The sequence below is a fragment of the Streptococcus henryi DSM 19005 genome (assembly GCF_000376985.1).
Classification (GTDB): domain Bacteria; phylum Bacillota; class Bacilli; order Lactobacillales; family Streptococcaceae; genus Streptococcus; species Streptococcus henryi.
The window spans coordinates 32,555-57,309 of sequence record NZ_AQYA01000036.1 but is presented as its reverse complement, the minus strand read 5'-3'; the positions used below and the strand labels follow the sequence as shown (position 1 = coordinate 57,309).

Annotated in this window: 19 protein-coding genes; all 19 read left to right on the top strand. The window is 34.9% G+C overall.

What is annotated here, in order from left to right:
- Positions 1–84 precede the first annotated feature (84 nt).
- The gene (pyrH, locus tag F601_RS0109055) at positions 85–816 is read left to right on the top strand and encodes a UMP kinase (protein WP_018165363.1); all 732 of its coding nucleotides are present in this window, start codon (positions 85–87) and stop codon (positions 814–816) included.
- 63 nt (positions 817–879) lie between these two features.
- Positions 880–1,437, top strand: a complete 558-nt coding sequence (frr, locus tag F601_RS0109050; RefSeq protein ID WP_018165362.1) for a ribosome recycling factor — start codon at positions 880–882, stop codon at positions 1,435–1,437.
- Between the two features lie 299 nt (positions 1,438–1,736).
- The gene (gene cvfB, locus F601_RS0109045) at positions 1,737–2,597 is read left to right on the top strand and encodes an RNA-binding virulence regulatory protein CvfB (RefSeq protein WP_018165361.1); all 861 of its coding nucleotides are present in this window, start codon (positions 1,737–1,739) and stop codon (positions 2,595–2,597) included.
- Between the two features lie 74 nt (positions 2,598–2,671).
- A complete protein-coding gene (msrA, locus tag F601_RS0109040; RefSeq protein ID WP_018165360.1) occupies positions 2,672–3,181 on the top strand; it encodes a peptide-methionine (S)-S-oxide reductase MsrA in 510 nt (169 codons plus the stop codon).
- Entirely contained in the window at positions 3,178–3,393 is a 216-nt protein-coding gene (locus tag F601_RS0109035; RefSeq protein ID WP_018165359.1) for a YozE family protein, read from the top strand. Before msrA ends, F601_RS0109035 begins: the two co-directional genes overlap by 4 nt.
- A gap of 257 nt (positions 3,394–3,650) precedes the next feature.
- The gene (locus F601_RS0109030; RefSeq protein ID WP_018165358.1) at positions 3,651–4,988 is read left to right on the top strand and encodes a LysM peptidoglycan-binding domain-containing protein; all 1,338 of its coding nucleotides are present in this window, start codon (positions 3,651–3,653) and stop codon (positions 4,986–4,988) included.
- Between the two features lie 95 nt (positions 4,989–5,083).
- Complete coding sequence (locus tag F601_RS0109025) at positions 5,084–6,136, top strand: PhoH family protein (RefSeq protein WP_018165357.1); 1,053 nt, start codon at positions 5,084–5,086, stop codon at positions 6,134–6,136.
- Between the two features lie 220 nt (positions 6,137–6,356).
- Positions 6,357–7,511 (top strand): beta 1-4 rhamnosyltransferase Cps2T, encoded by a 1,155-nt coding sequence (cps2T, locus tag F601_RS0109020; protein ID WP_018165356.1) that lies wholly within the window; start codon positions 6,357–6,359, stop codon positions 7,509–7,511.
- On the top strand, positions 7,501–8,433 hold the full coding sequence (locus tag F601_RS0109015) for a glycosyltransferase family 2 protein (protein ID WP_018165355.1): 933 nt from the start codon (positions 7,501–7,503) through the stop codon (positions 8,431–8,433). The genes cps2T and F601_RS0109015 overlap by 11 nt, the downstream gene beginning before the upstream one ends.
- Positions 8,434–9,240 carry an ABC transporter permease gene (locus F601_RS0109010; protein ID WP_018165354.1) on the top strand — a complete coding sequence of 269 codons (807 nt, stop codon included), beginning with the start codon at positions 8,434–8,436 and terminating at the stop codon, positions 9,238–9,240. It abuts the gene before it with no gap.
- Entirely contained in the window at positions 9,240–10,445 is a 1,206-nt protein-coding gene (locus F601_RS0109005; RefSeq protein WP_018165353.1) for an ABC transporter ATP-binding protein, read from the top strand. Before F601_RS0109010 ends, F601_RS0109005 begins: the two co-directional genes overlap by 1 nt.
- Positions 10,438–11,760, top strand: coding sequence for a glycosyltransferase family 2 protein (locus F601_RS0109000; RefSeq protein WP_018165352.1), 1,323 nt, complete (start codon positions 10,438–10,440; stop codon positions 11,758–11,760). Before F601_RS0109005 ends, F601_RS0109000 begins: the two co-directional genes overlap by 8 nt.
- Positions 11,760–13,520 (top strand): rhamnan synthesis F family protein, encoded by a 1,761-nt coding sequence (locus F601_RS0108995; RefSeq protein ID WP_018165351.1) that lies wholly within the window; start codon positions 11,760–11,762, stop codon positions 13,518–13,520. Before F601_RS0109000 ends, F601_RS0108995 begins: the two co-directional genes overlap by 1 nt.
- Positions 13,517–16,009: an LTA synthase family protein gene (locus tag F601_RS0108990; protein ID WP_040833536.1), complete on the top strand. Its 2,493-nt coding sequence runs from the start codon at positions 13,517–13,519 to the stop codon at positions 16,007–16,009. Before F601_RS0108995 ends, F601_RS0108990 begins: the two co-directional genes overlap by 4 nt.
- 20 nt (positions 16,010–16,029) lie before the next feature.
- The gene (locus F601_RS0108985) at positions 16,030–17,499 is read left to right on the top strand and encodes a glucosyltransferase domain-containing protein (RefSeq protein WP_018165349.1); all 1,470 of its coding nucleotides are present in this window, start codon (positions 16,030–16,032) and stop codon (positions 17,497–17,499) included.
- Positions 17,483–18,772 carry a DUF6056 family protein gene (locus F601_RS0108980; RefSeq protein WP_018165348.1) on the top strand — a complete coding sequence of 430 codons (1,290 nt, stop codon included), beginning with the start codon at positions 17,483–17,485 and terminating at the stop codon, positions 18,770–18,772. Before F601_RS0108985 ends, F601_RS0108980 begins: the two co-directional genes overlap by 17 nt.
- Positions 18,772–19,701 (top strand): glycosyltransferase family 2 protein, encoded by a 930-nt coding sequence (locus F601_RS0108975; RefSeq protein WP_018165347.1) that lies wholly within the window; start codon positions 18,772–18,774, stop codon positions 19,699–19,701. Before F601_RS0108980 ends, F601_RS0108975 begins: the two co-directional genes overlap by 1 nt.
- Positions 19,702–19,914: 213 nt before the next feature.
- Positions 19,915–21,594 carry a GBS Bsp-like repeat-containing protein gene (locus F601_RS0108970; protein ID WP_018165346.1) on the top strand — a complete coding sequence of 560 codons (1,680 nt, stop codon included), beginning with the start codon at positions 19,915–19,917 and terminating at the stop codon, positions 21,592–21,594.
- A gap of 227 nt (positions 21,595–21,821) precedes the next feature.
- Positions 21,822–24,704: a GBS Bsp-like repeat-containing protein gene (locus F601_RS0108965; protein ID WP_282705032.1), complete on the top strand. Its 2,883-nt coding sequence runs from the start codon at positions 21,822–21,824 to the stop codon at positions 24,702–24,704.
- Positions 24,705–24,755: the final 51 nt, after the last annotated feature.

Sequence of the window (24,755 nt, the reverse complement as noted above, 5' to 3'; positions counted from 1 at the left end):
GGAGCGGATTTTTCTGTGTATTCCACTAGGTAAATGTACCGTTTTATGGTAAAATAGTAAGGACTAAAAAAGGAGTAATTCATCGTGAAACCTAAATATCAACGTATTTTAATTAAACTATCTGGTGAAGCTTTGGCTGGTGATAAAGGTGTAGGTATTGACCTTCCAACAGTTCAAAAAATTGCTAAGGAGATTGCTGAAGTGCATGCTTCAGGTGTTCAAATCGCACTTGTTATCGGTGGTGGTAACTTATGGCGTGGTGAACCTGCTGCAGAAGCTGGTATGGATCGCGTACAAGCTGACTATACAGGAATGCTTGGAACAGTCATGAATGCTCTTGTAATGGCTGATAGCTTACAACAATACGGTGTTGATACACGTGTTCAAACAGCTATTCCAATGCAAAATGTTGCAGAACCTTACATTCGTGGTCGTGCTCTTCGTCACTTAGAGAAAGAGCGTATCGTTATTTTTGGTGCAGGTATCGGTTCACCATACTTCTCAACAGATACAACTGCAGCCCTTCGTGCAGCTGAAATTGAAGCTGATGCGATTTTGATGGCTAAAAATGGAGTTGACGGTGTTTATAATGCTGATCCTAAAAAGGATGCCAACGCTGTCAAATTTGATGAATTGACACACGTAGAAGTTATCAAGCGTGGTCTTAAAATCATGGATGCCACTGCATCTACGATTTCAATGGATAATGATATTGATCTTGTAGTCTTCAACATGAATGAACAAGGTAATATTAAACGTGTTGTTTTCGGTGAAAATATCGGAACAACTGTATCTAATAAAGCAGATCAAGCATAGAGCTATATTTAGCTCTGCTATTTCTAATAAAACTTAAGAAAGATAGAGGAGAATCTAACACCTATGGCTAACGCTATTATTGAAAAAGCAAATGAACGTTTTGACCAATCGCACCACTCATTGGCGCGTGAATACGCATCAATCCGTGCAGGTCGTGCCAATGCTAGTCTTTTGGACCGCATCCAAGTAGAATATTACGGAGCCCCAACACCACTTAATCAATTGGCATCAATCACTGTACCAGAGGCTCGTGTTCTTTTGGTTTCACCTTTTGATAAATCATCAATCAAAGATATCGAGCGTGCTATCAACGAATCAGATCTTGGTATCAACCCTGCCAATGACGGTTCTGTTATCCGTTTGGTTATCCCAGCACTAACTGAGGAAACTCGTAAAGAGTTGGCTAAAGAAGTGAAAAAAGTTGGGGAAAATGCTAAAATCGCTATCCGTAACATTCGTCGTGATGCTATGGATGAAGCTAAAAAGCAAGAAAAAGCAAAAGAAATCACTGAAGATGAATTGAAAACTCTTGAAAAAGATATTCAAAAAGCAACAGACGATGCTGTTAAGAAAATCGACAGCATGACAGCTGAAAAAGAAAAAGAACTATTGACAGTATAATTAGAATACTGGTTAAACAAGCTTGAAGACGATATAGATATATGAAAAGATTCTATAATGGGTGATTGCAAATCGCCTGCTCCAGGACTTTCCGTCGTGGTGCAAAGCAGAAAACTTTATTTTTCTGCTTGGGAATTAACATAATCTTAGGCTCGGTAATTAGCCATGAAGCCGAAGGTTTGCTGGCGTTCCTCACCACCTAAGGATAAGTTCTAAAAATAAATCTATTCTAAATCTAATTCAAGCAAAAAAACAAAGGGGGTGGAGGTCCACTCCCTTTTTATAAGAAAAGAGAAAATATGAATAATTTACTTGCAACAGTCATTACCGCCTTAGTGACTGATGAAAATGACAAAGCTTATTTTGTCCAAAAAGATGGCATTACTTTTACACTAGATAAAGCCGAAGGGCAACATAAGGTTGGTGATATGGTTAAGGGCTTTGCCTATACTGACTTGCGTCAAAAAGCTCGCCTGACCACTAAAGAGATTACTGCCAGTCGAACAAGCTATGGTTGGGGGACAGTTACAGAAGTTCGTCGCGATCTAGGTGTTTTTGTTGATACTGGTTTGCCTGATAAGGAAGTGGTTGTTTCCCTAGATGTACTTCCAGAAATGAAGGAATTGTGGCCTAAAAAAGGTGACAAGCTGTACGTCAAACTTGATGTTGATAAGAAAGATCGTATTTGGGCGCTTCCAGCTGAACCAGAAGTTTTTCAAAAAATGGCAGGTCCCGCTTACGATAATATGCATAACCAAACTTGGCCAGCAATTGTCTACCGCCTCAAATTGACTGGAACATTTGTTTATCTACCAGAAAATAATATGCTTGGTTTCATTCACCCAAGCGAACGCTATGCGGAGCCTCGTCTAGGCGAAGTAGTTAATGCTCGTGTTATTGGCTTCCGAGAAATTGACCGTACCCTCAATCTATCACTCAAACCACGTTCATTTGAAATGTTAGAAAACGATGCTCAGATGATTCTGACTTATCTAGAGTCAAATGGTGGTTTCATAACCCTCAACGATAAATCATCACCAGAAGATATCAAGGCAACCTTTGGTATTTCTAAGGGGCAATTCAAGAAAGCACTTGGCGGACTCATGAAAGCTAAGAAAATCAAGCAAGATCAGTTTGGAACAGAGTTGATTAATAACTAAATAGAAATCAAAAATCTCAGACTTTCTGGGATTTTTCTGTTAGAATAAAAGCATTATGATTTAAGAGGTGATTTATGGAACGTGCAATATTTGCAGGTGGTTGTTTCTGGTGTATGGTACAACCTTTTGAAGAAATGGATGGCATTTTGTCTGTGCGCTCTGGCTATACAGCAGGACACGTGCCAAACCCAAGCTATGAGCAGGTCTGCTCAAAAACGACAGGTCATACAGAGGCTGTGGAAATCATTTTTGATCCCGATAAGATTTCCTTCTCTGATTTGGTAGAGATTTACTGGGCACAGACTGACCCAACAGATGCTTTTGGTCAATTTGAGGACCGTGGCGACAATTATCGTCCCGTTATTTTCTATTTTGATGACCGCCAAAAGGAAATAGCAGAGCAATCTAAGGCTAACTTGCAAGCCTCTGGACGTTTTGACCAACCTATTGTAACTAGTATTGAAGCAGCTCAGCCATTTTACCAAGCAGAAGACTACCATCAAGGCTTCTATAAAACGAATCCAGAACGTTATGCGCAGAGCAGTGCCATTAGACATGCATTTTTAGAGGAGAATTGGACATGAGAAAATCATTTTATTCTTGGTTGATGACACAACGAAATCCCAAATCCAACGAACCAGTTGCCATACTTGCAGATTTGGCTTTTGAAGACTCAACATTTCCAAAGCACACAGATGATTTTGAAGTGGTTAGTCGCTATCTTGAAGATCAGGCAACTTTCACCTTTAATCTGGGAGACTTTGATCGAATTTGGGAAGATTATCTAGGACATTAAGAAGAGGGATGAACTTATCATCAATAACCAGTTCTCCTTACATCTTGATATTGTTAAAGCTGTAATTCTCAGCTTTTTTTGCTTGATTGAACTGTAAAAATCATTTTTTTTCAATGTGACACAATATTGTGAAAATATAACAAAAGAAATGTTAAGTTACAGAAAAATTATTTTCTTTAAATTAACTTAAATCAGGTCTATTTTCATTTTTTTATGATAAGATAGTATTTACTAAGGTGAAAAAGGATCTCTATTATATGTCGAAAAAATTAACGAAAAATACATTGCTTTTGTCCACAGTTGCACTGTCGGCCTTTGCTGCTAGCCAAGTGCAAGCTGATGAATACACTGAATGGACTCCACGTTCTGTTGAAGATGTCAAAGCATCAATTATCGTTGAAGATAATAAAACAACCTATAGCGTACAATACGGTGATACTCTAGGCACAATTGCACAAGCTATGGGAATTGATGTCAATGTTCTTGCGAATATCAACAAAATTACAAATCTTGATATGATTTTCCCTGAAACAGTACTGACTACCACTTATAATGAAGCGAATGAAGTGACTTCAGTAGCAGTTGAAACACCTGTAGTTTCAAATTCAAATGAAACTATTACCGCAACTGCTGATTTGGAAAATAACCAAGTCCGTGTTGATGATCAGGTTATTGACGTTGCTGATTTGACTCAAAATATTGTTGATACAGTTGCACCAGAATACAGCTATGCAGAATCATCACATCCGGTTGAAGATGCTATTGCTCAAGCAAAAGATGGCCAAGCTTCTGAAGTAGTTGCTGAAACTGAGTCAGCTAATAGTAAAGCTGTTGCAACAGAAGAAGTTGCAGAATCTACAACTGATGCAGCAGCTGAAGAAACAGTTTCCCAAAACGAAGTTGCTCCAGAAGTAGCAGAAACACAAATTCCAGTTGCTGAATCTGCTCAAGAGACTTCAACAGCTGAAGAGGTACAAGTGGAGTCAACGCCAGTTGCTGAACCAACAGTTGAATCAGTGACACAAACTCTTGTTTCTGCTCCAAAAGTAGCTTACGCAGCTACAGAAGCTCCAGTAGCCGTTGCTGTTAACCAAGTTGTTGAAACTAAGCCTCAAGCAGAGGTTGCTTCTGCAACAGTTACTCCAGCTCAAGATGCTCAACCTGTTCAAGAGACTCAAAATGTCGTCGAAACACAAGCTGAGGCTGCTCCAGTTGCTGAACCAGCTCAAGCAAGTTCAGTAGAATATGATAATACAGGTTTGCAACCGCAAACAGCCGCCTTCAAAGAAGAAGTAGCTGATGCCTATGGTATCACTGAGTTTAGTGGTTACCGTCCAGGTGATCCTCAAGATCATGGTAAAGGATTGGCAGTTGACTTTATGGTTTATGAAGACCAAGCTTTAGGTGATCAAATAGCACAATATGCTGTCGATAATATGTCAGAAAGTGGTATTTCTTATATCATTTGGAAGCAACAGTTTTATTCACAATGGAAAAGCGTGTATGGACCAGGTAATACTTGGAATGACATGCCTGACCGTGGAAGTGTAACAGAAAATCACTATGATCACGTTCACGTATCATTTAATGAATAATTTTTAGATTTTAAATAAAGATAGTCAAGAAATCACGCAAGTCGTGATTTTTTGTTATAATGAGAATATAAAAATGAAAGAATGAGGGACTCTATTTGCAAGAGTATGCGATTGAGATTGCACTGAAACACCCTGATGATGTGATTTCTCTATTTGGTTCAAACGAACGTCATCTAAAGCTAATTGAGGATAACCTTGATGTTATTATTCACGCGAGAACTGAACGCGTTCAAATTTTGGGAGATGATCCTAAGTCTGTTGAAAAGGCTCGTAAGACGATTCAAGCTCTTCAAGTTTTGATTGATCGAGGTATGTTGATTAATACTTCAGACGTCGTGACAGCTCTTTCTATGGTTGAAAATGGGACTATTGACAAATTTGTTGCACTGTATGAAGAAGAAATTATCAAGGATAATTATGGTAAGCCAATTCGTGTTAAAACACTTGGTCAAAAAATCTATGTTGACAGTGTTAAAGATCATGATGTTGTCTTTGGAATTGGTCCGGCCGGTACTGGTAAAACTTTCTTAGCAGTAACTTTAGCGGTAACAGCTCTTAAACGTGGACAGGTTAAAAAGATTGTCTTGACACGCCCTGCTGTAGAAGCTGGAGAAAGCCTAGGTTTTTTGCCAGGTGACCTTAAGGAAAAGGTTGATCCATACCTTCGTCCTGTCTATGATGCACTCTATCAAATTCTCGGTAAGGAGCAAACAGCACGACTCATGGAACGTGAGATTATTGAAATTGCTCCGCTTGCCTATATGCGTGGCCGTACATTAGAAGACGCCTTTGTAATTCTTGACGAAGCACAGAATACAACTATCATGCAAATGAAGATGTTCTTAACGCGTCTTGGTTTCAATTCTAAAATGATTGTCAATGGTGACATTAGTCAGATTGACTTGCCGCGCAATGTCAAATCTGGTCTTATTGATGCGATTGATAAATTGAAGAAGATTAAGCAAATTGATTTTGTGTATTTTTCTGCCAAGGATGTTGTCCGACATCCAGTTGTAGCTGAAATTATTAATGCATATGAAAGCAAATCAGAAAAAGAGCTCAGCCATTCTCCGAAAGAGGAAAAATCAGGCTTAACTAGTTATGAGGTCATCGGCGAGCCGTCAAAAGAATTAGATGATGAGTCATAAGCAAATGAGTTAGAAATTTTTGGTAGCTGATACAAAAAATTAACAATTTTTAAACGGTATGCTTATTATCATGCTGATAAAATTATCATGTCCTTAAGAATGGGGTGTGGAGAGAACTCTCTTACAATTAATTGAGCTCTTTCTGCCCCTTTTTCTTTAGCCATGCTTTTGAGAATGTGGTATAATATTAACGATTGTAATTAGAATGGAGTATTGCGCCATGCAACATGTATTCATCATTGGGAGCCGAGGTTTGCCTGCTCAATATGGAGGTTTTGAGACCTTTGTTGAGGAGTTGGTTAAGCATCAAATGAGCTCAGATATAACTTATCATGTTGCTTGTTTAAGCGATCAAGAACATGAGACGCATTTCGACTATGCAGGAGCGGACTGTTTCAACATAAAAGCACCAAAGTTAGGGCCAGCACGTGTCATTGCCTATGATATGATGGCCATTTCTTATGGATTAAAAATGGTTCAAAAACAAGATATAAAAGAGCCAATTTTCTACATTTTAGGTAATACGATTGGAGCTTTTATCAATCATTTTGCTAATAAAATACATGCTGTCGGAGGCAAACTATTTGTTAATCCTGATGGTTTAGAGTGGAAGAGATCAAAGTGGTCTAAGCCTGTTCAAGCTTATCTTAAATATGCAGAAAAGTGTATGGCAAATCAAGCTGATTTAGTTATTTCGGATAATGTTGGGATTGAGAACTATATTAAAGAAACTTATCCTTCTTCTAAAACAAGCTTCATCGCTTATGGAACGGACTTAGAACCATCGACTTTAACATCTAAAGATGATAAGGCCAGACAGTGGTTTGATACTTGGCAAACAGCTGAGAATGATTATTATTTAGTTGTCGGACGTTTTGTTCCTGAAAACAATTATGAAACAGCCATTCGTGAATTTATGGCATCAGAGACAAAACGTGATTTAATCATCATCTGTAACCACCAAGGTAATGCCTATTTTGAAACCTTAAAAAACAAAACGCACTTTGATTCAGATAAGCGTATTAAATTTGTAGGGACTGTTTACGATCGTGACTTGCTTAACTACATTCGTGAGAATGCTTTTGCTTACATTCACGGTCATGAAGTCGGAGGGACAAATCCCGGGCTTCTCGAAGCGCTAGCACACACCAATTTAAATTTGGTGCTTGGTGTTGACTTTAATAAATCAGTTGCTAAGAATAGTGCTTTTTATTGGACAAAGGCCTCAGGTAGTCTAACAAGTCTCATTAACGATGCTGATACTGGTTATCAGTTTAGAGATTATGGTGAACGGGCGCGAGCTATTATCCAAGAAGATTATACTTGGGAAAAAATTGTAGGAGAGTACGAGGATTTATTTTTAAATGGTCATTAACATTCTCATGTCCACCTACAATGGTGAGAGATTTTTAGCGGAACAAATTGACAGTATCCGCAGGCAGACTGTGACTGATTGGAACTTACTTATTCGGGATGATGGTTCCAGCGATGCAACTCCGGCTATTATCCAGAAGTATGTAGAGATGGACAGTCGTATTCATTTCATTAATGCTCAAGAGCGCGTGAATTTTGGAGTCATTAAGAATTTTTACACGCTTTTGATACATAGCAGAGCTGATTTTTATTTTTTCAGTGATCAAGATGACATCTGGTTGGATAATAAATTGGAAGTGACCCTGAAAGAAGCTCAGCGTTATGATCAGACGAAGCCATTACTGGTTTATACAGATTTAAAAATTGTTGACCAAGAGCTAAATGTTTTGCATGAAAGTATGATAAAAACTCAGTCAGACCATGCCAATACTGAATTAGTTCAAGAGTTGACAGAGAACACTGTTACAGGCGGGACCGCTATGATTAACAGTGCCTTGGCAGACTTGTGGACAAGCTATGAAGATTTACTCATGCATGACTGGTACTTAGCTTTAGTAGCTGCTGCAATGGGCAATCTAGTTTATATTAATCAGCCTACAGAACTTTATCGCCAGCATGAATCCAACGTTCTTGGTGCTAGAACTTGGTCAAAACGCATGAAGAATTGGCTCAGTCCACATAAATTGGTTGAGAAATACTGGTGGTTGATTGAGTCTAGCCAAACTCAAGCTAGATTCCTTTTGGATTTAGATTTGACTGATGAGAAGAGAAAGCTTGTTGAGGCCTTTGTTTCTGTTCTAGACAAGCCGCTGCTTGAGAGAATTGCGACTTTGAAAAACTTTAAACTTAGAAAAAATCGTGCCTTTCATACCCTTGTTTTTCGCAGTCTGATTATTACCAAATTTGGTTATAGGAGTAAATAAATGAATTATTTTAGTAAAGAAAACCGTATCTTATTACGAGAAATGGTAAAAACTGACTTTAAACTACGATATCAAGGTAGTTTTATAGGTCATCTTTGGTCAATTTTGAAACCGATGATGCTATTTACCATTATGTATCTGGTCTTTGTACGATTCCTACGTTTTGATGATGGGACACCACACTATGCTATCGGTCTTTTGATGGGTATGGTGACTTGGAACTTCTTTTCTGAAGCAACTAATATGGGGATGATGTCTATTGTTGCACGTGGTGACTTACTTCGCAAATTGAATTTTTCTAAAGAAATCATTGTCATTTCATCAGTTGTTGGTGCAGCTATTAACTATGCCATCAATCTTCTTGTTGTGTTTATTTTTGCGATTGTGAATGGTGTAGGTGTATCACTTGGTTGGTTAACAATTGTGCCTCTTTTCTTGGAATTATTCCTTTTCACGACTGGAATTGCATTTATTTTATCAACACTCTTTGTTAGATATCGTGATATTGGACCAATTTGGGAAGTAGTTATGCAAGCCGGCTTATACGCAACACCTATTATCTACTCTTTGACTTTCATTTTACAAAGAGGTCAGGTGACTATTGCTAAAATGATGATGTTAAACCCATTAGCTCAGATTATTCAAGACTTACGTCATTTCATCGTATTCTCAGGAAGTATGCGTGGTTGGGATTTGATTGGTCATAAAGCTATTGCTTTGATTCCATATGTCCTTCCAGTTTTAGTGTTTGGATTGGGTTACTATATTTTCCATAAAAATGCTAAGAAATTTGCGGAGATTTTATAATGTCAGATAAAAAAATTGCAGTAAAAGTTGACCATGTCAGCAAATCTTTTAAATTACCTACAGAAGCTTCTCAAAGCCTACGTACAAACCTCGTCAATTATTTTAAAGGAATCAAAGGTTACCGTGAACAAGAAGTTTTGAAAGATATCAGCTTTGAAGTTGAAGAGGGAGACTTCTTTGGTATTGTAGGTAGAAATGGATCAGGTAAATCAACTCTACTTAAAATCATTTCTCAAATTTATGTACCTGAAAAAGGTCAGGTCACAGTCAATGGTAAAATGGTGTCTTTCATTGAACTAGGAGTTGGTTTCAATCCTGAATTGACTGGTCGTGAAAATGTCTATATGAACGGTGCCATGCTTGGTTTTACAACTGAAGAAGTTGATGCCATGTATGATGAAATTGTAGAATTCGCTGAACTTGGTGACTTCATGAACCAAAAACTCAAGAATTATTCAAGTGGTATGCAGGTTCGATTGGCTTTTTCAGTTGCCATTAAAGCTCAAGGTGACGTTCTCATTCTTGATGAAGTTCTCGCAGTAGGCGACGAAGCTTTCCAACGTAAATGTAATGATTACTTCATGGAACGTAAGGCGAGTGGTAAGACGACTATTTTAGTTACACATGATATGGGTGCAGTTAAGAAGTATTGTAATAAGGCTATTTTGATTGAAAAAGGTTTGGTTAAAGCCCAAGGAGAACCTGATGAAGTTGCTAACCAATACTCGTTCGACAATGCCAATACTGAAAAAAATGATCAAGGGAAGAATGTTGAAAAAATAACTGTAAATAATCTTAAAGTTGAGCTAAAATCACCAGGTCAGACTACACCTGAAGAGGCTGTAGAATTTCAGGTTACTTATGATGTTTTAGAAGATTTAGAAACCTACGTTGCATTTTCAATGACAGATATTGATCGGAATATTTGGATTTATAACGATAATTCTATGGATGAAAAAACAAAGGGTAAGGGTCGCAAGCAGTTAACTTACAGATGTCATTTAAATGGAGTCAACTCTTTAAAATTGAAACTAGAAGTGTCTGTTCGTGATGAAAAAGGCAAGATGTTGGCATATGCTAATGCTTCAAATACTCATATTATTTTAGTAAATCGAAATGACCTAGCTCTTGATGATAAATCTGGTCGAGATTCAGCAACAGGTCTGCTTAGACGTAACGGTATGTGGGAAATTACAAATGAATGATCTTGTAAGTGTTGTAGTCTGCTGTTATAATCATGAAGATTATATTGAGGAATGCTTGGAAAGTATTTTTAATCAAAGTTATCAAAATATTGAATTACTGGTTTTTAATGATGGATCAACGGATGATTCAGGTTCACTTATTGAAAATGCATTAAAAAAATCTCCTTTTTCAAGTCAGTATTTTTATCATGAAAATCAAGGTGTGGTCAAAACAAGAAACCTAGCTCTTGGTAGAATCAATGGAAAGTTTTTAGTTTTTGTTGATAGTGATGATATTATTGAGAGAGAATATATCAAAAACTTAGTGGATGTTGCAGTAGAGAGTTCTGCAGATATTGTTTATTCTTCAATGATAGACATGAAAACTGGAGAAGTTGTATTAAGTGCTAAAGAATTTGATTTGAAGGAGCTTTTAATTGGTAATTACATTCATGCTTCATCATTAGTACGGACATCCATCATTAAAGATAAGAAGTTTGATGATGCATTAAATCGTGAAAAATTAGAAGACTATGATTTTTTCTTAAATCTGATTGTAAGAGGTGGAGCAAAAGCTGTTCCATGTTATACTACGGGATTAACATATAGAGTAAGCGAAAACTCAAGAAGTAATCATCAAAATCTAAAATCTTACTATCATACATACGCATATATTCTAAGTAAATATTTACCTTATTTTTCTAATGATAATGCTATTGTTGAAATTTTGCGTTTTCATTTTGATGACTTGACTAATTTAGATATTGAACATTCTATTAAGGAAGAACAAATAAGTGTTTATCTATATAGGGATGGAGCTTATAATGAAAAGGCAGACTATTTGATTCCAGTAAAATTTCTGGATAGTTTTGTAATACCAGTTGAAAAAGGTGTCACTAAATTAAAAATTCACCCATCAAATATTCCAAGTTTTTATGAGGAATTTTCTGTTGTTTCAAAAAAATACAAGACTGAGATACTTCCGTCGCTTTCAAACGCAATAATTGATGGAAACTCTTTTGTATTTGAACATTTTTATCCGTTTATTGAGTATACATTTGACTTTGAAGAAGACGATAATCTTCTTGTTTCCTATAAACGCTATAATATTAATGATATTACCTCAGACAACTACATTGGAAAAATCTTAGCGATGAAGAGTTATCAATATTTTCATCAGCTAGAAGAAGTGGAAAGGCAAAATATCCTGCTTAAAAAAGCTTTTTCTAAAATTGAAAATGATTATAATGAATTGAATCAACAGTATCATACAATTATTGGTTCACGTCGATGGACTATTCCAACTAAGATTATTAATTTCTTTAGGAGAAAATAATGAAACGATTATTATTGTATGTTCATTTTAATAAGTATGATAAGATTAGCAATCACGTTTATTATCAACTTGAACATATGCACCCACTTTTTTCAAAAGTGGTATTTATTTCAAATAGTCAACTTTCTCAAAGTGAAGTTGATAAACTACATGAAAAAGGCTTGATTGATGCCTTTATTCAACGTGAAAATATCGGTTATGACTTTGCGGCTTGGCATGATGGTATGGCACAAGTTGGATTCGAGTCCCTTAAGAATTATGATTCAATCACCTGTATGAATGATACTTGTTTTGGACCTCTATGGGATATGGCTCCGCTTTATCAAAAGTATGAATTAAATGATAATGTGGATTTCTGGGGAATGACAAATCATAGAGCAATAGATGCGGGACATATTTATATTGATGAGCACTTGCAATCATATTTCATGTCCTTTAAAAATTCTCTTATTGTTTCTGATGTATTCCAAAATTTTTGGCAATCAGTAGAATCCTTTGAAGATGTTCAAAAAGTAATTGATAATTACGAAACTAAATACACAAAACACTTTGTGGATGCAGGATTTAACTATGAATCGGTTTTAAATACTGTACCAATTGCTGATAACTTTTTCCATTCCAACTTTACCATTCATTACCCACATGTCTTGTTAGATAACAAGGTTCCTTTTATCAAAATTAAAACTTTTGATTTGACACAACACTTGTCACCTTATCTATTACAAGCTATTGAGAGAGTTTCTTCTTATCCTACTCAATTAATCCTAGATCACATGTCTGATGTCAGCCTACCGACTCCACCATACTTATTGGATCGAAAAGTCATTAAGACAGCAGCACACAAGTACTCAAATACTAAAAAAGTTGCTGTTCATCTTCATACATTCTATGTTGATTTATTGGAAGAATTTTTAGGTCAATTTGAACATTTCCATTTTGATTATGATTTATTCTTAACAACTGATACAGAAACTAAGAAAGCTGAGATTGAAGCTGTTTTAGAGAAAACTGGTAAAACGGCTCGTATTTTTCTAACTGGAAATCGTGGTCGAGATATTATTCCGATGTTAAAATTGAAAGAAGAATTATCTTCTTATGATTACATTGGACATTTTCATACAAAAAAATCACCAGAATATCCCTATTGGGTAGGTGATTCTTGGCGAAATGAGTTATTCCAAATGTTGATTCAGCCAGCAGACAATATTTTGGCAAATCTTGAGCAAAATGATAACCTAGGACTTATCATTGCAGATATTCCAACTTTCTTCCGTTATACAAAAATTGTTGACCCTTGGAATGAAAATAGGTTTGCTGAGGGAATGAACGAACTCTGGGAACGTATGAATTTAAGTCGAGAAATCGATTTTGATCAAATCAACACTTTTATTATGTCATATGGTACTTTCATCTGGTTTAAACGTGATACTTTACAACCATTGTTTGATTTGGAATTTACAGATGAAGAGATACCAGCAGAACCAATTCCACAGCATACCATTCTTCACTCGATTGAACGTATTCTAGTTTATCTTGCTTGGGCGAACGACTATGACTATGGAATCTCAAAAAATGATACATATATTACTCCTTTTGTTGATAATACAGTCTTCAATATTCGTCCTGATACAATGCCAAATACCTATGTTGATTTTGATCACATTGGTGGTATCTCAGGTGCCCTCAAGTATATCTATCGTGGACCTGGAAGTGCCATCAAATATATTATTAAAAGGATGGTTTTAAAATTTAAATCATGAAAAATAAAATATCAACTTTATTTTTGTCAAAAATAAATTGGTTAAAATTTCTTAAAATAACTTCTCTCTTTTTGATTGCTTTTTTTCTAAATTATTATCTTCTTAATAAGAATATTTTAGCAAATCAAACTGAATCTTTTGGAACAATACTAAATGCAACTAATCTAATTAGTTTAGTTTTGTATTTGTTTTCTGTTGCTGGTCTTAGTTTTTATGTTTCAAATTATATAAATAAATTTTTCGTCTTAAAAATATTACTGAGTTATTTAGGCTATTTAGTAATTTCCTATTTTCTACTTGTAACTAGGAATCTAAATAATAAAGAATTTGATATTTTTGATTTTCAACAAAATGCAATTTATCAAAAAAACTTTTTATTAACTCTACTAATCGTACTTATAATAAGTATAGGTATAAGTTTTTTGCGGAAATCTATTAAGTCAAGACATAACAACAGGAGGAGGAAGCCTCAGAAGAAAGACAAAGATATAGAGAGAGTAACACTATCGACTATTGTTGCAAGTTTTGCTATTACAGATTATCGCTCAGTTGAAATTATAAAATCATTAGTAGCATCTCAACTAGAAAATGCTAATTATTTTGGATATATAAGAACGCTAATACTCAGCTTATTTTTGAGCGTAGTAGCTATGGCTGGCGTATCATATATTTTATTAAAAAGCTATAAGGCTCTTAGGACAAATACCCCTTCTGGATCATTGGCTGTTAGTACAAGTTTACTATTTGCAGTAATTTTCAATTATACAATTCAATCAGGGGTTGTGGTTGGGGAACCTCTCTTAAATAGATATGTCTTTCCTGGAGCTACAGTTTTTCAGATTTTTATCTTTACTTGCTTGTTTTTATTAATCTATCTTTTAATTAATAGATTTTTGATTTCGACTTTTGTTATTGTAATTTTAGGGACAGTTATTTCTATTGCTAATAGCATAAAACAGGGTTTAAGAAACGAACCACTATTAGTTACTGACTTTGTTTGGCTCAAAGAAATTTCTCTGCTAGCTAGTTTTGTGGAAAAAAGTATTATTATTAAATCTGCAATTGCGATTACGTTAATTATTCTAATATACATTTTACTGAGAAAATATATTTTACCAGGAAGGGTTGTTCAATCAAAGCGTAAGCGTGGCGTAGCTTTGGCTGTACTTCTGAGTTTGGGGATTTTTACTTTTACAGTTTTTAGAAATGAAGAAGATGCTAGGATTGTTGATGGAATTCCAGTAGTGTCAAGGCTTAATAATTGGGTTGATATTAATTGGATGGGGTTTTCAAAAAATGCTAGTTACAAATCATTAATGTATGTTTGGACGAAACAAATGACTAAGTCTATTATGGATGTGCCTGAAGGGTACAGTCATGAAAAAATTCTTGAGATAGAGAAGAAATATAAAGATAGAGCTGCTCAAATCAATAAAGAGCGGGAAAATCAAATTCAAGATCAGACAGTAGTTTTTGTTTTAAGTGAGAGCTTTTCAGATCCTACTCGTCTCAATGGTGTTTCATTATCAGAGAATGTTATACCAAATATTTCTCAAATTAGAGAAGAGTATACAAGTGGTATTATGATTTCTGACTTTTATGGGGGCGGTACTGCTAATATGGAAACACAATCTTTAACTGGTTTGCCATATATTAATCTTTCATCTAGTGTTTCAGTTATGAATACCGAAGTCCTTCCAAAAATGTCTTTCATTCCTTCTATAAGTGATACTTATGAAGATCAAAATAAAATTGCAGTTCATCTTCACAATGGAGCTAATTATTCTCGTAATATTGTTTATAAGGACTTAGGATTTGATACTTTCATTGCTTTAGATGGCACTGATGATAAACCGACACAACTTGAGTTTAATAGTTCTGGAGCTAGTGATAAATCCACTTATTACGCTGTAACAAGCAACCTATCATCAGATACAGGTCAATTCTTTTCTGTGATTACAATGCAGAATCATATACCATGGAATAAAGATGAGCCGGCTTCTATAACGGGTTATGGTCAAGGAATGACTGATGATGAAAACGATACTTTATCTAGTTATGCAAGATTGCTTAGTGATACAGACAGCTTTACTCAAGATTTTTTAAATGAGTTATCAAATTATGAAAAGAAAATAACAGTAGTCTTTTATGGCGATCACTTACCTGGATTGTATCCTGCAAGTATGTTCACTTCAAATCCAGAAAGCCAATTTGAAACAGATTATTTCATTTGGTCTAACTATGAAACATCGAAATTGGATTTTACAAATATTAGTTCAAGTGATTTCCCAGCGTTATTATTAAAACAAACCAATTCTAAAGTATCAGCGTATTACTCATTATTAACAGACTTATTAGAATCAAAGCAAACCCCTGAACTAGAAAACGAATTTGAACTAACATCAGAGGAATTGAAACTAGTACAGTATGATATCACCTTGGGGAAAGGCTATATTCTGGAAACAGGAGATTTCTTTACTATTCAGTAGTTTGATACCCAGGAGGTTTTATGAAAAATAAATTATTAAATTTTATTGATCTGAATAAACAAAAGTTAACTGTTGTCTTTATCATGTATGCTATCTCGACAATTTCAATCGGAGTAGTTAATTATCCTTATATTGATGACATTGCTAGACGTATAGAAGGAGTAGCCAATTTTGCTGCCCACTATTCAAGATATCTCAGCGAATTTGCTTCTTATTTAGTTCAAGGTAGTAGGCATCTGACCGATACTGGTCTCACTACCTTTATTCTCAGCGCTTTTATTTTAACTGTAACCAGTGCTTCTCTACTTTTTATTCTTTTTGATGGAAAAAAAGTTTCATGGATTTCTGCGATTGGCTCAGTTTTTATTGGTATCAATCCATGGTTTTTGGAGCCAATTAGTTTTCGTTTTGATGGACCATACATTGCACTCTCAGTATTAGTTTCAACTTTACCTTTCTTTTTCTATTATTCGAAAAAGACAACCTATTTCTTTCTTTCTGCCTTAGGTGTATTCTTAATGTGTAATTCTTATCAGGGTTCATCCGGCATTTATATTGTGATGCTTTTAACCCTGATTTATAAAGATTTTTTAAATGCATCAAAGGTTAAGGAAATATTTCAAAAAATAGTAATTAGTTTTTTTGCCTATTCAAGTGGAATTGGGGCGTATTATTTAGAAACAAAATTTAATCCTGAACTAGCGTTAAGAGGAGATACAACAAGTATTGCTTCTTTAAATAATATGCCAATGGCAGTTATTCAAAATTTACAAGTGTATTTTAAGACAATTAGATATCAAAGTACACGTACTTGGTTTATTTTAGCATTATTGGCAATTGTTCTCACAATTATTTATATGTCATTTAATAGTAAAATAAATAAAACAATATCTTTCATATTAGGACTTGTTTATGTTGTAACTGCAGCTATTTTTAGCTTCGGTGTGTATATGTTTTTCTCAACTCCACTGGCAGATGATCGACCAAGATACGCCTATGGTTTTGCATTTTTCTTAGGGATTTTACTAATTCTTTTAGGTGGTTATATTGAGAAACGTGTGTTCTCTTATTTAAAGGGAGCAGTTGTTCTACTTTTGATGTATTATGCTATGTCTTTTTCATTTATCTATTCAAGTGCTTTACAACATCAAAAAGATGCATTTGAAGATTCTAGTGTATTGTTAGCTGAAGATTTAAATGATTATATTACTCAAGAAAATCAAGTAGTATATATTAGTTCTCTCTTTAAAGATTCCCAAGTATTTACCAATACTGCATCATCATACCCGATTTTAAAAGAATTAATACCAAGCAATGCTAATTTGTATTGGCCTAATCTCCTCTGGTTTAATACCTTAACAAATTTAAATATTAATCTCGTTGGATTTGACTTTAATACAATCGATATATCTACTCTGGAATTGTTAGAATCAAATAAATTATGGGATATATATCAATTAGATGGAGATATTTATGTCTATACTAAATAAATCTGCAGAAAAAAAAGAGTTTCTAAACAATTTTTTCTTTAATTTTTATTGCCTACTAATGAGTGCATTATTTATTTTTAGAGCCTTACCGTACTTTGATCATCCAGGCGATCAAACATGGTTTGCAGAGGAAGCTATAAGGACTAATTATGACTATTTAGGGTTTGCCATTGATAGATACTTTACGTGGAGCAGTAGATTATTAATCGAATCGGCAACTATGTATTTTTCTGTTCATCAAGTTCGATTTGGAATAGCTGTATTTCTTGCTTTATTTGTTTTTTGGAAATGTCTTGTTTCTCTTTTTTTAGAAGATGGCGACAAGCATAATAAAATTAGATTTTTAGTCCCTTTAATATTTATACTTATTTTTACAGGTAATTTTTATTCTGGTGCTGGCTTGATTCCAAATATGGTTAATTACTTTTTTCCAATGGTATGCTTTACTTTTGGGTGGACTTTGATGAAAAAAAATAGTAAGTTTTACAATGTTTTATCCATTTTCTTTATTATTTTTTCTTGTATGCAAGAACAGTTCACGATATTAACTTTCCTGATATTCTTATATTTATTAATTAATCATTTCCTTAAAAAGAAAAAAATTAATTTGAAATATGTATGCTTTGTAATCATTTCCTTACTTGGTATTATATCAGCGATGATCTCTCCGGGTAATAAAGATAGAGTAATTACAGAGATAGAAGTTTACTATCCAACTTTTGATTCTATAAGTGTTTTCAACAAAGTGTATAATGGATTTATGGAAGCTAACAGAGTATTATTTTTAAATAATACCGAGCTAAACTTTTTATTTCTGCTTTTGATTCTTTTATTAATTATTTCAATTATTAGAAAGAAATATGGAATATCAATTTTAGTTTCAGTGGTTATTTTCTGCACTTTGTTTAATAAAATTGGTATTGACACACCGATGAATACTATCCAGAAAATAATTAATGATTATCCTGATTTACAATTATTTAGTAAGGACTATTACCTAGCTCTATATCCTGTAATTCTCTATGCTTTATTTCTTTTGATTATTGGATTTTCTCTGCTTACGATCTTCGATGATGTGGAGACTGGCCTTTTTTCACTAATTCTAGTTATGTCTGGCTACCTTGCAAGAATGGCGGTTTCATTTTCTCCAGGTGTTTTTGTGTCAGGAATTAGAACATTTGAACCTTTGATTTTTACTTCATTTATTGTTATTATTTTGATGGTAAATGAGTTGTCTGCCCTTTATGTGAAGAGCTTGGAAGGAAACGAGTAATGAAAAAATTATCTATTATTATCCCTTGCTACAATGAGCAGGATACTATCCGCCCTTTCTTGGCTGAAACAAAACTTGTTGAAGTGAGGATGGCATCTGAACTGGAATTTGATTATATCTTTGTCAATGATGGATCAAAAGATTCAACTTTAAAAGTTCTTAGACAAGTATCTCAAGAAATACACAATGTTCATTACATTTCTTTTTCACGAAATTTTGGTAAAGAAGCAGGGCTATTAGCAGGTCTTGAGGCGGCAGATGGTGACTTCATCACTGTAATGGATGCTGACTTGCAGGATCCTCCAGAATTACTTATTGAAATGTATGATAAAATTCAAGAAGGTTATGATGTTGTTGGTACACGTCGAGCAGATCGAAAAGGTGAGCCAGTCATTCGCTCTTTCTTTTCTAAAATGTTTTATAGAATTATTAATGCAGTTTCTGACACAGAGATGGTCGATGGTGCACGAGATTTTCGCCTCATGACTAGACAAGTTGTTGATAGCATCTTAGAGTTAGAGGAAGTAAATCGATTTTCGAAAGGTCTCTTTTCTTGGGTTGGCTATGACGTAACTTATATCAGCTTTGAAAATCGTGAGCGTGTCGCAGGAGAGACTTCATGGAATTTTTGGAGTCTACTGAACTACTCTATGGATGGTTTCATCAATTTTTCCGAAGCCCCTTTAAATTTGTCAATGTGGGCTGGAACACTTTCTTTTCTTGTTTCCATTTTAGGTATAATTTTTATCATTGTCCGTAAGCTAACCTTTGGAGATCCTGTTTCCGGTTGGGCAAGTATGGTTTGTATCATGCTGTTTATTGGTGGAATTCAGTTGCTTGCACTTGGAATAATTGGCAAGTATATTGCAAAAATCTTCTTAGAGACCAAGAAACGTCCCGTTTATATTATCAAGGAAAAAAGTGAATAATTGATTTAGAAAATATAAATCATATTATTAAAAGCTTTCGAAATATTTTTTTCAAATATTAAAATAAAACCAGTAGCCTCTGCATTTTGGTGAATGTTCAAATGTGTGGGCTATGGTTTTTTTTGTTCTCAAATTTGCTAATTATTTTCCATTTTTCAATTCTTTTTCCGAATAGGTATAGTGTACCAAAACTATATCTGAGGAGGATTACTTTTGAAAAAATTGAAACCATATCTATTTGTCAGCTGTCTTTTAGGTCTCGTTACATTAGCGAAACCTGTGGCAGCCAATGATCAAGGATACGCAACTTTCTCTAAAACAGCTTATAACACGACAACAAAAACATTTGATGTTATCGCAAAAAAATCCCCCAATGGGAAAAATATCAAACAAGTTGATGTTGCAATCTGGTCAGAAGAAAATGGTCAGGATGATATTAAATGGTATTCTACGAGTAATGTTGTAGATGGTCAAGCAAAAGTTCAATTTAATCTAGCTAATCATGGATCTAGAGCAGGTGATTATAATATCCATGTTTATGTCACCTACAGTGACGGTGTTAGAAAAGGATCGGTACTTGCAAGGACCAAGGTCAATGTCAAAGCACCGCAAATTTCTCTCAATAATGCGGACATTCATTTGTATTCAGACGTTAATGCACCATCAAATGGTGTCATTTACTACGCTGTTTGGTCAGAAGAAAATGGTCAAGATGATATCAAATGGTATCCTGCAAGTCAAACAGGTTTGACTTTGGCTAATTTAAAAAATCATAAGAGTTACGGAAGTTATCAAATTCATACCTATTTACAACAAAACGGGAAGATGACTGGGATTAGTACACAATCAATCTCTGTGAATAATCCCAGTATTTCCCATCAAATTATAGCAACATCAGATAAGACCTACGATATTATCGTCAATAATGTGCCTGATTATTTTTCATCAATCAAGATTCCAATTTGGTCAGATGTGAATGGCCAAGATGATATCAGATGGTATCAAGCATCAAAAATCTCTCCTAACACCTACAAGGTAAATCTTCAATTAACCAATCATGGATTTGATTTTGGGAAATATAATGTTCATATCTATGGGCAGAATGATGTCTTAAGTAAATTTGAAGGTTTAGCTGTTACTGCTGGGTTTAATGTGTCTAGTATTTCTGGCTTAGAAAATCCCCTGGTTACACTTGATAAACAAAATATTGAGGAAGGGACATTTACTGTTTCTGCTTTAGAAACTGCCATGTCTAAAAAAATTACCAAAATGAATGTTAGTGTCAAGTCGAAAAGTAATCCAAATCTTTCAAAGACTTATGAGGCAAAGACAAGCTCTTACGGAAAAATTTACCAATCGGTTGACTTAAAGCAGCTTGTTAAAACAGCCGATACGTTCGTTGTGGATGCTACAGTAACCTATTCAGATAACACAAGTATCCAGTTTATACTTCCAGAAGCAAGTTATAGACCAAAGACTCAAACTCAAGCTACCGCTTCGGCACAGACTTCACAGACAGCTGGAACACCTAAAATAACAACTTATATCAATGAGCAGAATACTTATCCTGTTGGTCAATGTACGTGGGCTGTTAAATCCTTAGCTCCTTGGATACCTAATTTTTTAGGAAATGCAAATAGTTGGGCAACAGGAGCTAAATCTAAAGGATTCAGAGTTGGAACTAGTCCAAGAGTTGGCTCAATTATCGTTTGGCCAAATGATGGAGGAGGGTATGGTCATGTCGCCTATGTAACTCATGTTGAAAGCAGCACAAAAATTCAGGTAAAAGAATCCAATTATGCGGGAAATAAATACATTTCGAACTTTAGAGGCTGGTTTAATCCTTTAGACTCGTCATGGGGTGGTAATGTGAGTTATATTTACCCAGATTAATCGATTTAAAGTGAGGCAAGTTGAACTTTTCAGCTTGCTTTTTTCTTTAGGTGGGAGATAAGCATCTTGTTACGATTTCCATCGTATTAAATCAAAAAGAATAATTTAAAGATTATTGTTAGCTTGAATGTTAAGTAGAACTGGGGAAAATATCAATCTCACTCTATTGTGTAACTTTTTAAGAAATGTTATAATAATCACAAAATTGTGAAAAAGGAATACCTATTTTGAAGAAAAAGATGTATAAATCAAAAAAACATTGGGTAGTTGCAAGTGCAACAGTTTTGGCGATTTTAGGAAGTGCGAGTGCAGTGTCAGCTGATGAAACAGGTCAATCTGTTACGTCATCAATTGAAACTGAAGCTGTATTAGCAGTAGCGGATAATGAATCAGAGCAAGACGGTACCAAGGAATTAGAGGTAAATAAAGAAGCTCTAGATACTAATGATGTTACTGAAGAAGAGAAAGTAGCAGAGAAAGAGGCAGAAGTCGTTTCAGAAACTGAAGTGCAGGCGTCAGAAATGAATACAGATCAAGCTACTGCAGAGAAAACTGATACTGAACTGGTTTCTGAACAGCAGGAGGCTAAGCTAAGTAATGCTACTCCAGCAGATGCAGGCATTAAGTTGCGTAGAGTTGTTGATAATAGTAGTACTAGTAATGCAAATCAGACGACAGATACTTCTACAGGAACGTCTGCTGTTAAGGAAGAACCTTTAGTTTCTGCATCTGTAGAACGTAAGTCACTTACAATAAAATACAATGGTATCATCAAAAACCAAGAAAAGATTAAGTTCGCCGTTTGGTCAGATAACAAAGGTCAAGATGACATCGTTTGGTATGATGCAAATAATTTGGGTGCTGCTTATGTTGATTTATCAAAGCACAAAGACTATGGACTTTATCATGTTCATACCTATTCCTTTGTTCCGAATACGGCAGCTAAAGGTTTAAATGCATTAACAATAACCGTTGCTAAACCAGAAATACAGACAAATATCAACAAAACAAGTGCAGGCAATTTTGAAATTCTGATTAATAATGTCCCAGATACTATTACAAGTGTGCTTGTTCCAGTTTGGTCAGCTAAAAATGGTCAAGATGATATTAAATGGTACCAAGCTACAAAAACAACAGCAAGTAATTATAAAGTAAATGTATCTGTTCGTGACCATAAGAATGATACTGGGTTGTACAATGTCCATATCTATGGCCAAAGCCTCATAACTGGAGGGCTAGTTGGATTGACTGCTACTTCAGGCTTCACAAATGCTGATAGCAGAGCTAATGCAACCGTCTCAATGGTAAATTATGCTGAGAACAAAACAAGTTTTGATATCGTGGTCGCTGGAAATTCAAATACTAAGACAGTAAAAGCTGTATCTATTGCTGTTTGGTCTCAAGATAAAGGTCAGGATGATTTGAAGTGGTACACGCCAACTGTTTCAGGAAACAAGGCGACAGCAACTGTTAATATTGCTAATCATTCGAATACATCTGACTATTATATAGTACATACCTACGTTGATTACACTGATGGAACACGTTCAGGTACTAATCTTGGATCTTATAAAATAACAAAACCCGTTTCTAAAACAGTAGTTAATGCTGAACTGACATCAGCTGGGATTTCTCTTCAGGTAACATCTACTTCAGTTAATGATTACAGCAAGGTAAAATTTGCTGTTTGGTCAGATGAAAATGGTCAGGATGATATTAAGTGGTATAACGCAGATAAGACTGGTAAAGCAGTTGCTTCCTACGAAAATCATAAAGGATTTGGAAATTATAATATTCATACCTATTCATTTGAAACTGGTAAGGCAGTTGGATTGAATGGGCGAACAATCACTATTGCAAAACCAAAGGTATCAACAAAAATTGATCAAAAAGATGAGAATACTTACACTGTTCAAGTGTCAAATGTACCTCTTTATATCAGTTCTGTAACTGTACCAGTTTGGACTAGTAAGAATGGTCAAGATGATATTAAATGGCACAAAACCACTCAAGAAAATACTTCAACTTACACAGCAACCATTTCAGTTAAAGACCATAACCACGAAACTGGCCAATATAATGTTCATATTTATGGCTATAGTAAAATTGGTGGCAGTCATTTAATGGGATTGGCTGGAACAGATGGATTTGTGGTGAAAAATGTTAAAACTGAAGAAGTAAAACTATCAGTTTCAAATTATAATGCTAATGCTGGGACACTTGATATTGTTCTTAGTGAAACAACTAATTCTAAGTCAATTAAGTCAATCAGTGTAGCAGCATGGTCAGAGGAAAATCAAAAGAATATTTATTGGTATACTTCATCTGAAAAGACAAATGGTCAAGTCAAAGTAACGGTTAATGAAAGAAACCATGGCTATATCAAGAGTGATTATACTGTTCATGCTTATGTAGATTACAGTGATGGTACTCGTACAGGACATGTTGCCGGAACTTATGCTTTGAATGCTGATAAAAAAGGTTCAGCGTCACAGGGAGACTATGAAGTTATTAACAAAGTTGTCTATCTTGATGCAGGGCATGGAGGTTCAGACTCGGGAGCATATTACTACAATACAGCTGAGAAAACACTGAATTTAAGTATGCAAAAACTGATTAAGGCAAAACTTGAGGCAGCCGGTTATACCGTCGTAACAACACGTACAGATGACACCTATGTTGGTTTGACGGAACGCTCTCAAAAAGTTAACGCCAGTGCGTCAGATATCTTCCTAAGTATCCATTTCAACGCTTCCACAAGTGCAGCAGCAAGCGGTATTGAAACATACTATTATCAATATTATCCAGAATACCCTGCTAAGATTAATACCAAGTATCACAATACAAGTGAGCGCATAAATCGAAGTGCGACACTTGCCAATGCTATTCAAAGTGCAACAGTGTCAAGCGCTGGTGCTAAAAATAATGGTGTACAGCGCAATACCTTTGCTGTCCTTCGTGAAACAACAGCTCCAGCTGTTCTTCTAGAGTTGGGCTATATGTCGAATGCGGCTGAATCTCAAAAAATCAAAACATCAGCTTATCAGGAAAAATTAGCAAACGGAATCGTTTCAGGAATCCTTTCATATTATAAAAAGTATGATATTTGATTAACTATAGTCATTCGACTATAATATAGCTTTCCTCATTACTAGAGTTTG

Excerpts from the sequence above, each read along its gene's own strand:
- F601_RS0108980 (WP_018165348.1), top strand. The coding sequence starts at position 17,483 with ATGTCTATACTAAATAAATCTGCAGAAAAAAAAGAGTTTCTAAACAAT.
- F601_RS0108995 (WP_018165351.1), top strand. The coding sequence starts at position 11,760 with ATGAAACGATTATTATTGTATGTTCATTTTAATAAGTATGATAAGATT.
- F601_RS0109030 (WP_018165358.1), top strand. The coding sequence starts at position 3,651 with ATGTCGAAAAAATTAACGAAAAATACATTGCTTTTGTCCACAGTTGCA.
- F601_RS0109005 (WP_018165353.1), top strand. The coding sequence starts at position 9,240 with ATGTCAGATAAAAAAATTGCAGTAAAAGTTGACCATGTCAGCAAATCT.
- cvfB (WP_018165361.1), top strand. The coding sequence starts at position 1,737 with ATGAATAATTTACTTGCAACAGTCATTACCGCCTTAGTGACTGATGAA.
- F601_RS0108975 (WP_018165347.1), top strand. The coding sequence starts at position 18,772 with ATGAAAAAATTATCTATTATTATCCCTTGCTACAATGAGCAGGATACT.
- F601_RS0108990 (WP_040833536.1), top strand. The coding sequence starts at position 13,517 with ATGAAAAATAAAATATCAACTTTATTTTTGTCAAAAATAAATTGGTTA.
- cps2T (WP_018165356.1), top strand. The coding sequence starts at position 6,357 with ATGCAACATGTATTCATCATTGGGAGCCGAGGTTTGCCTGCTCAATAT.
- F601_RS0109035 (WP_018165359.1), top strand. The coding sequence starts at position 3,178 with ATGAGAAAATCATTTTATTCTTGGTTGATGACACAACGAAATCCCAAA.
- frr (WP_018165362.1), top strand. The coding sequence starts at position 880 with ATGGCTAACGCTATTATTGAAAAAGCAAATGAACGTTTTGACCAATCG.
- F601_RS0109015 (WP_018165355.1), top strand. The coding sequence starts at position 7,501 with ATGGTCATTAACATTCTCATGTCCACCTACAATGGTGAGAGATTTTTA.
- msrA (WP_018165360.1), top strand. The coding sequence starts at position 2,672 with ATGGAACGTGCAATATTTGCAGGTGGTTGTTTCTGGTGTATGGTACAA.
- F601_RS0109000 (WP_018165352.1), top strand. The coding sequence starts at position 10,438 with ATGAATGATCTTGTAAGTGTTGTAGTCTGCTGTTATAATCATGAAGAT.
- F601_RS0108985 (WP_018165349.1), top strand. The coding sequence starts at position 16,030 with ATGAAAAATAAATTATTAAATTTTATTGATCTGAATAAACAAAAGTTA.
- F601_RS0109010 (WP_018165354.1), top strand. The coding sequence starts at position 8,434 with ATGAATTATTTTAGTAAAGAAAACCGTATCTTATTACGAGAAATGGTA.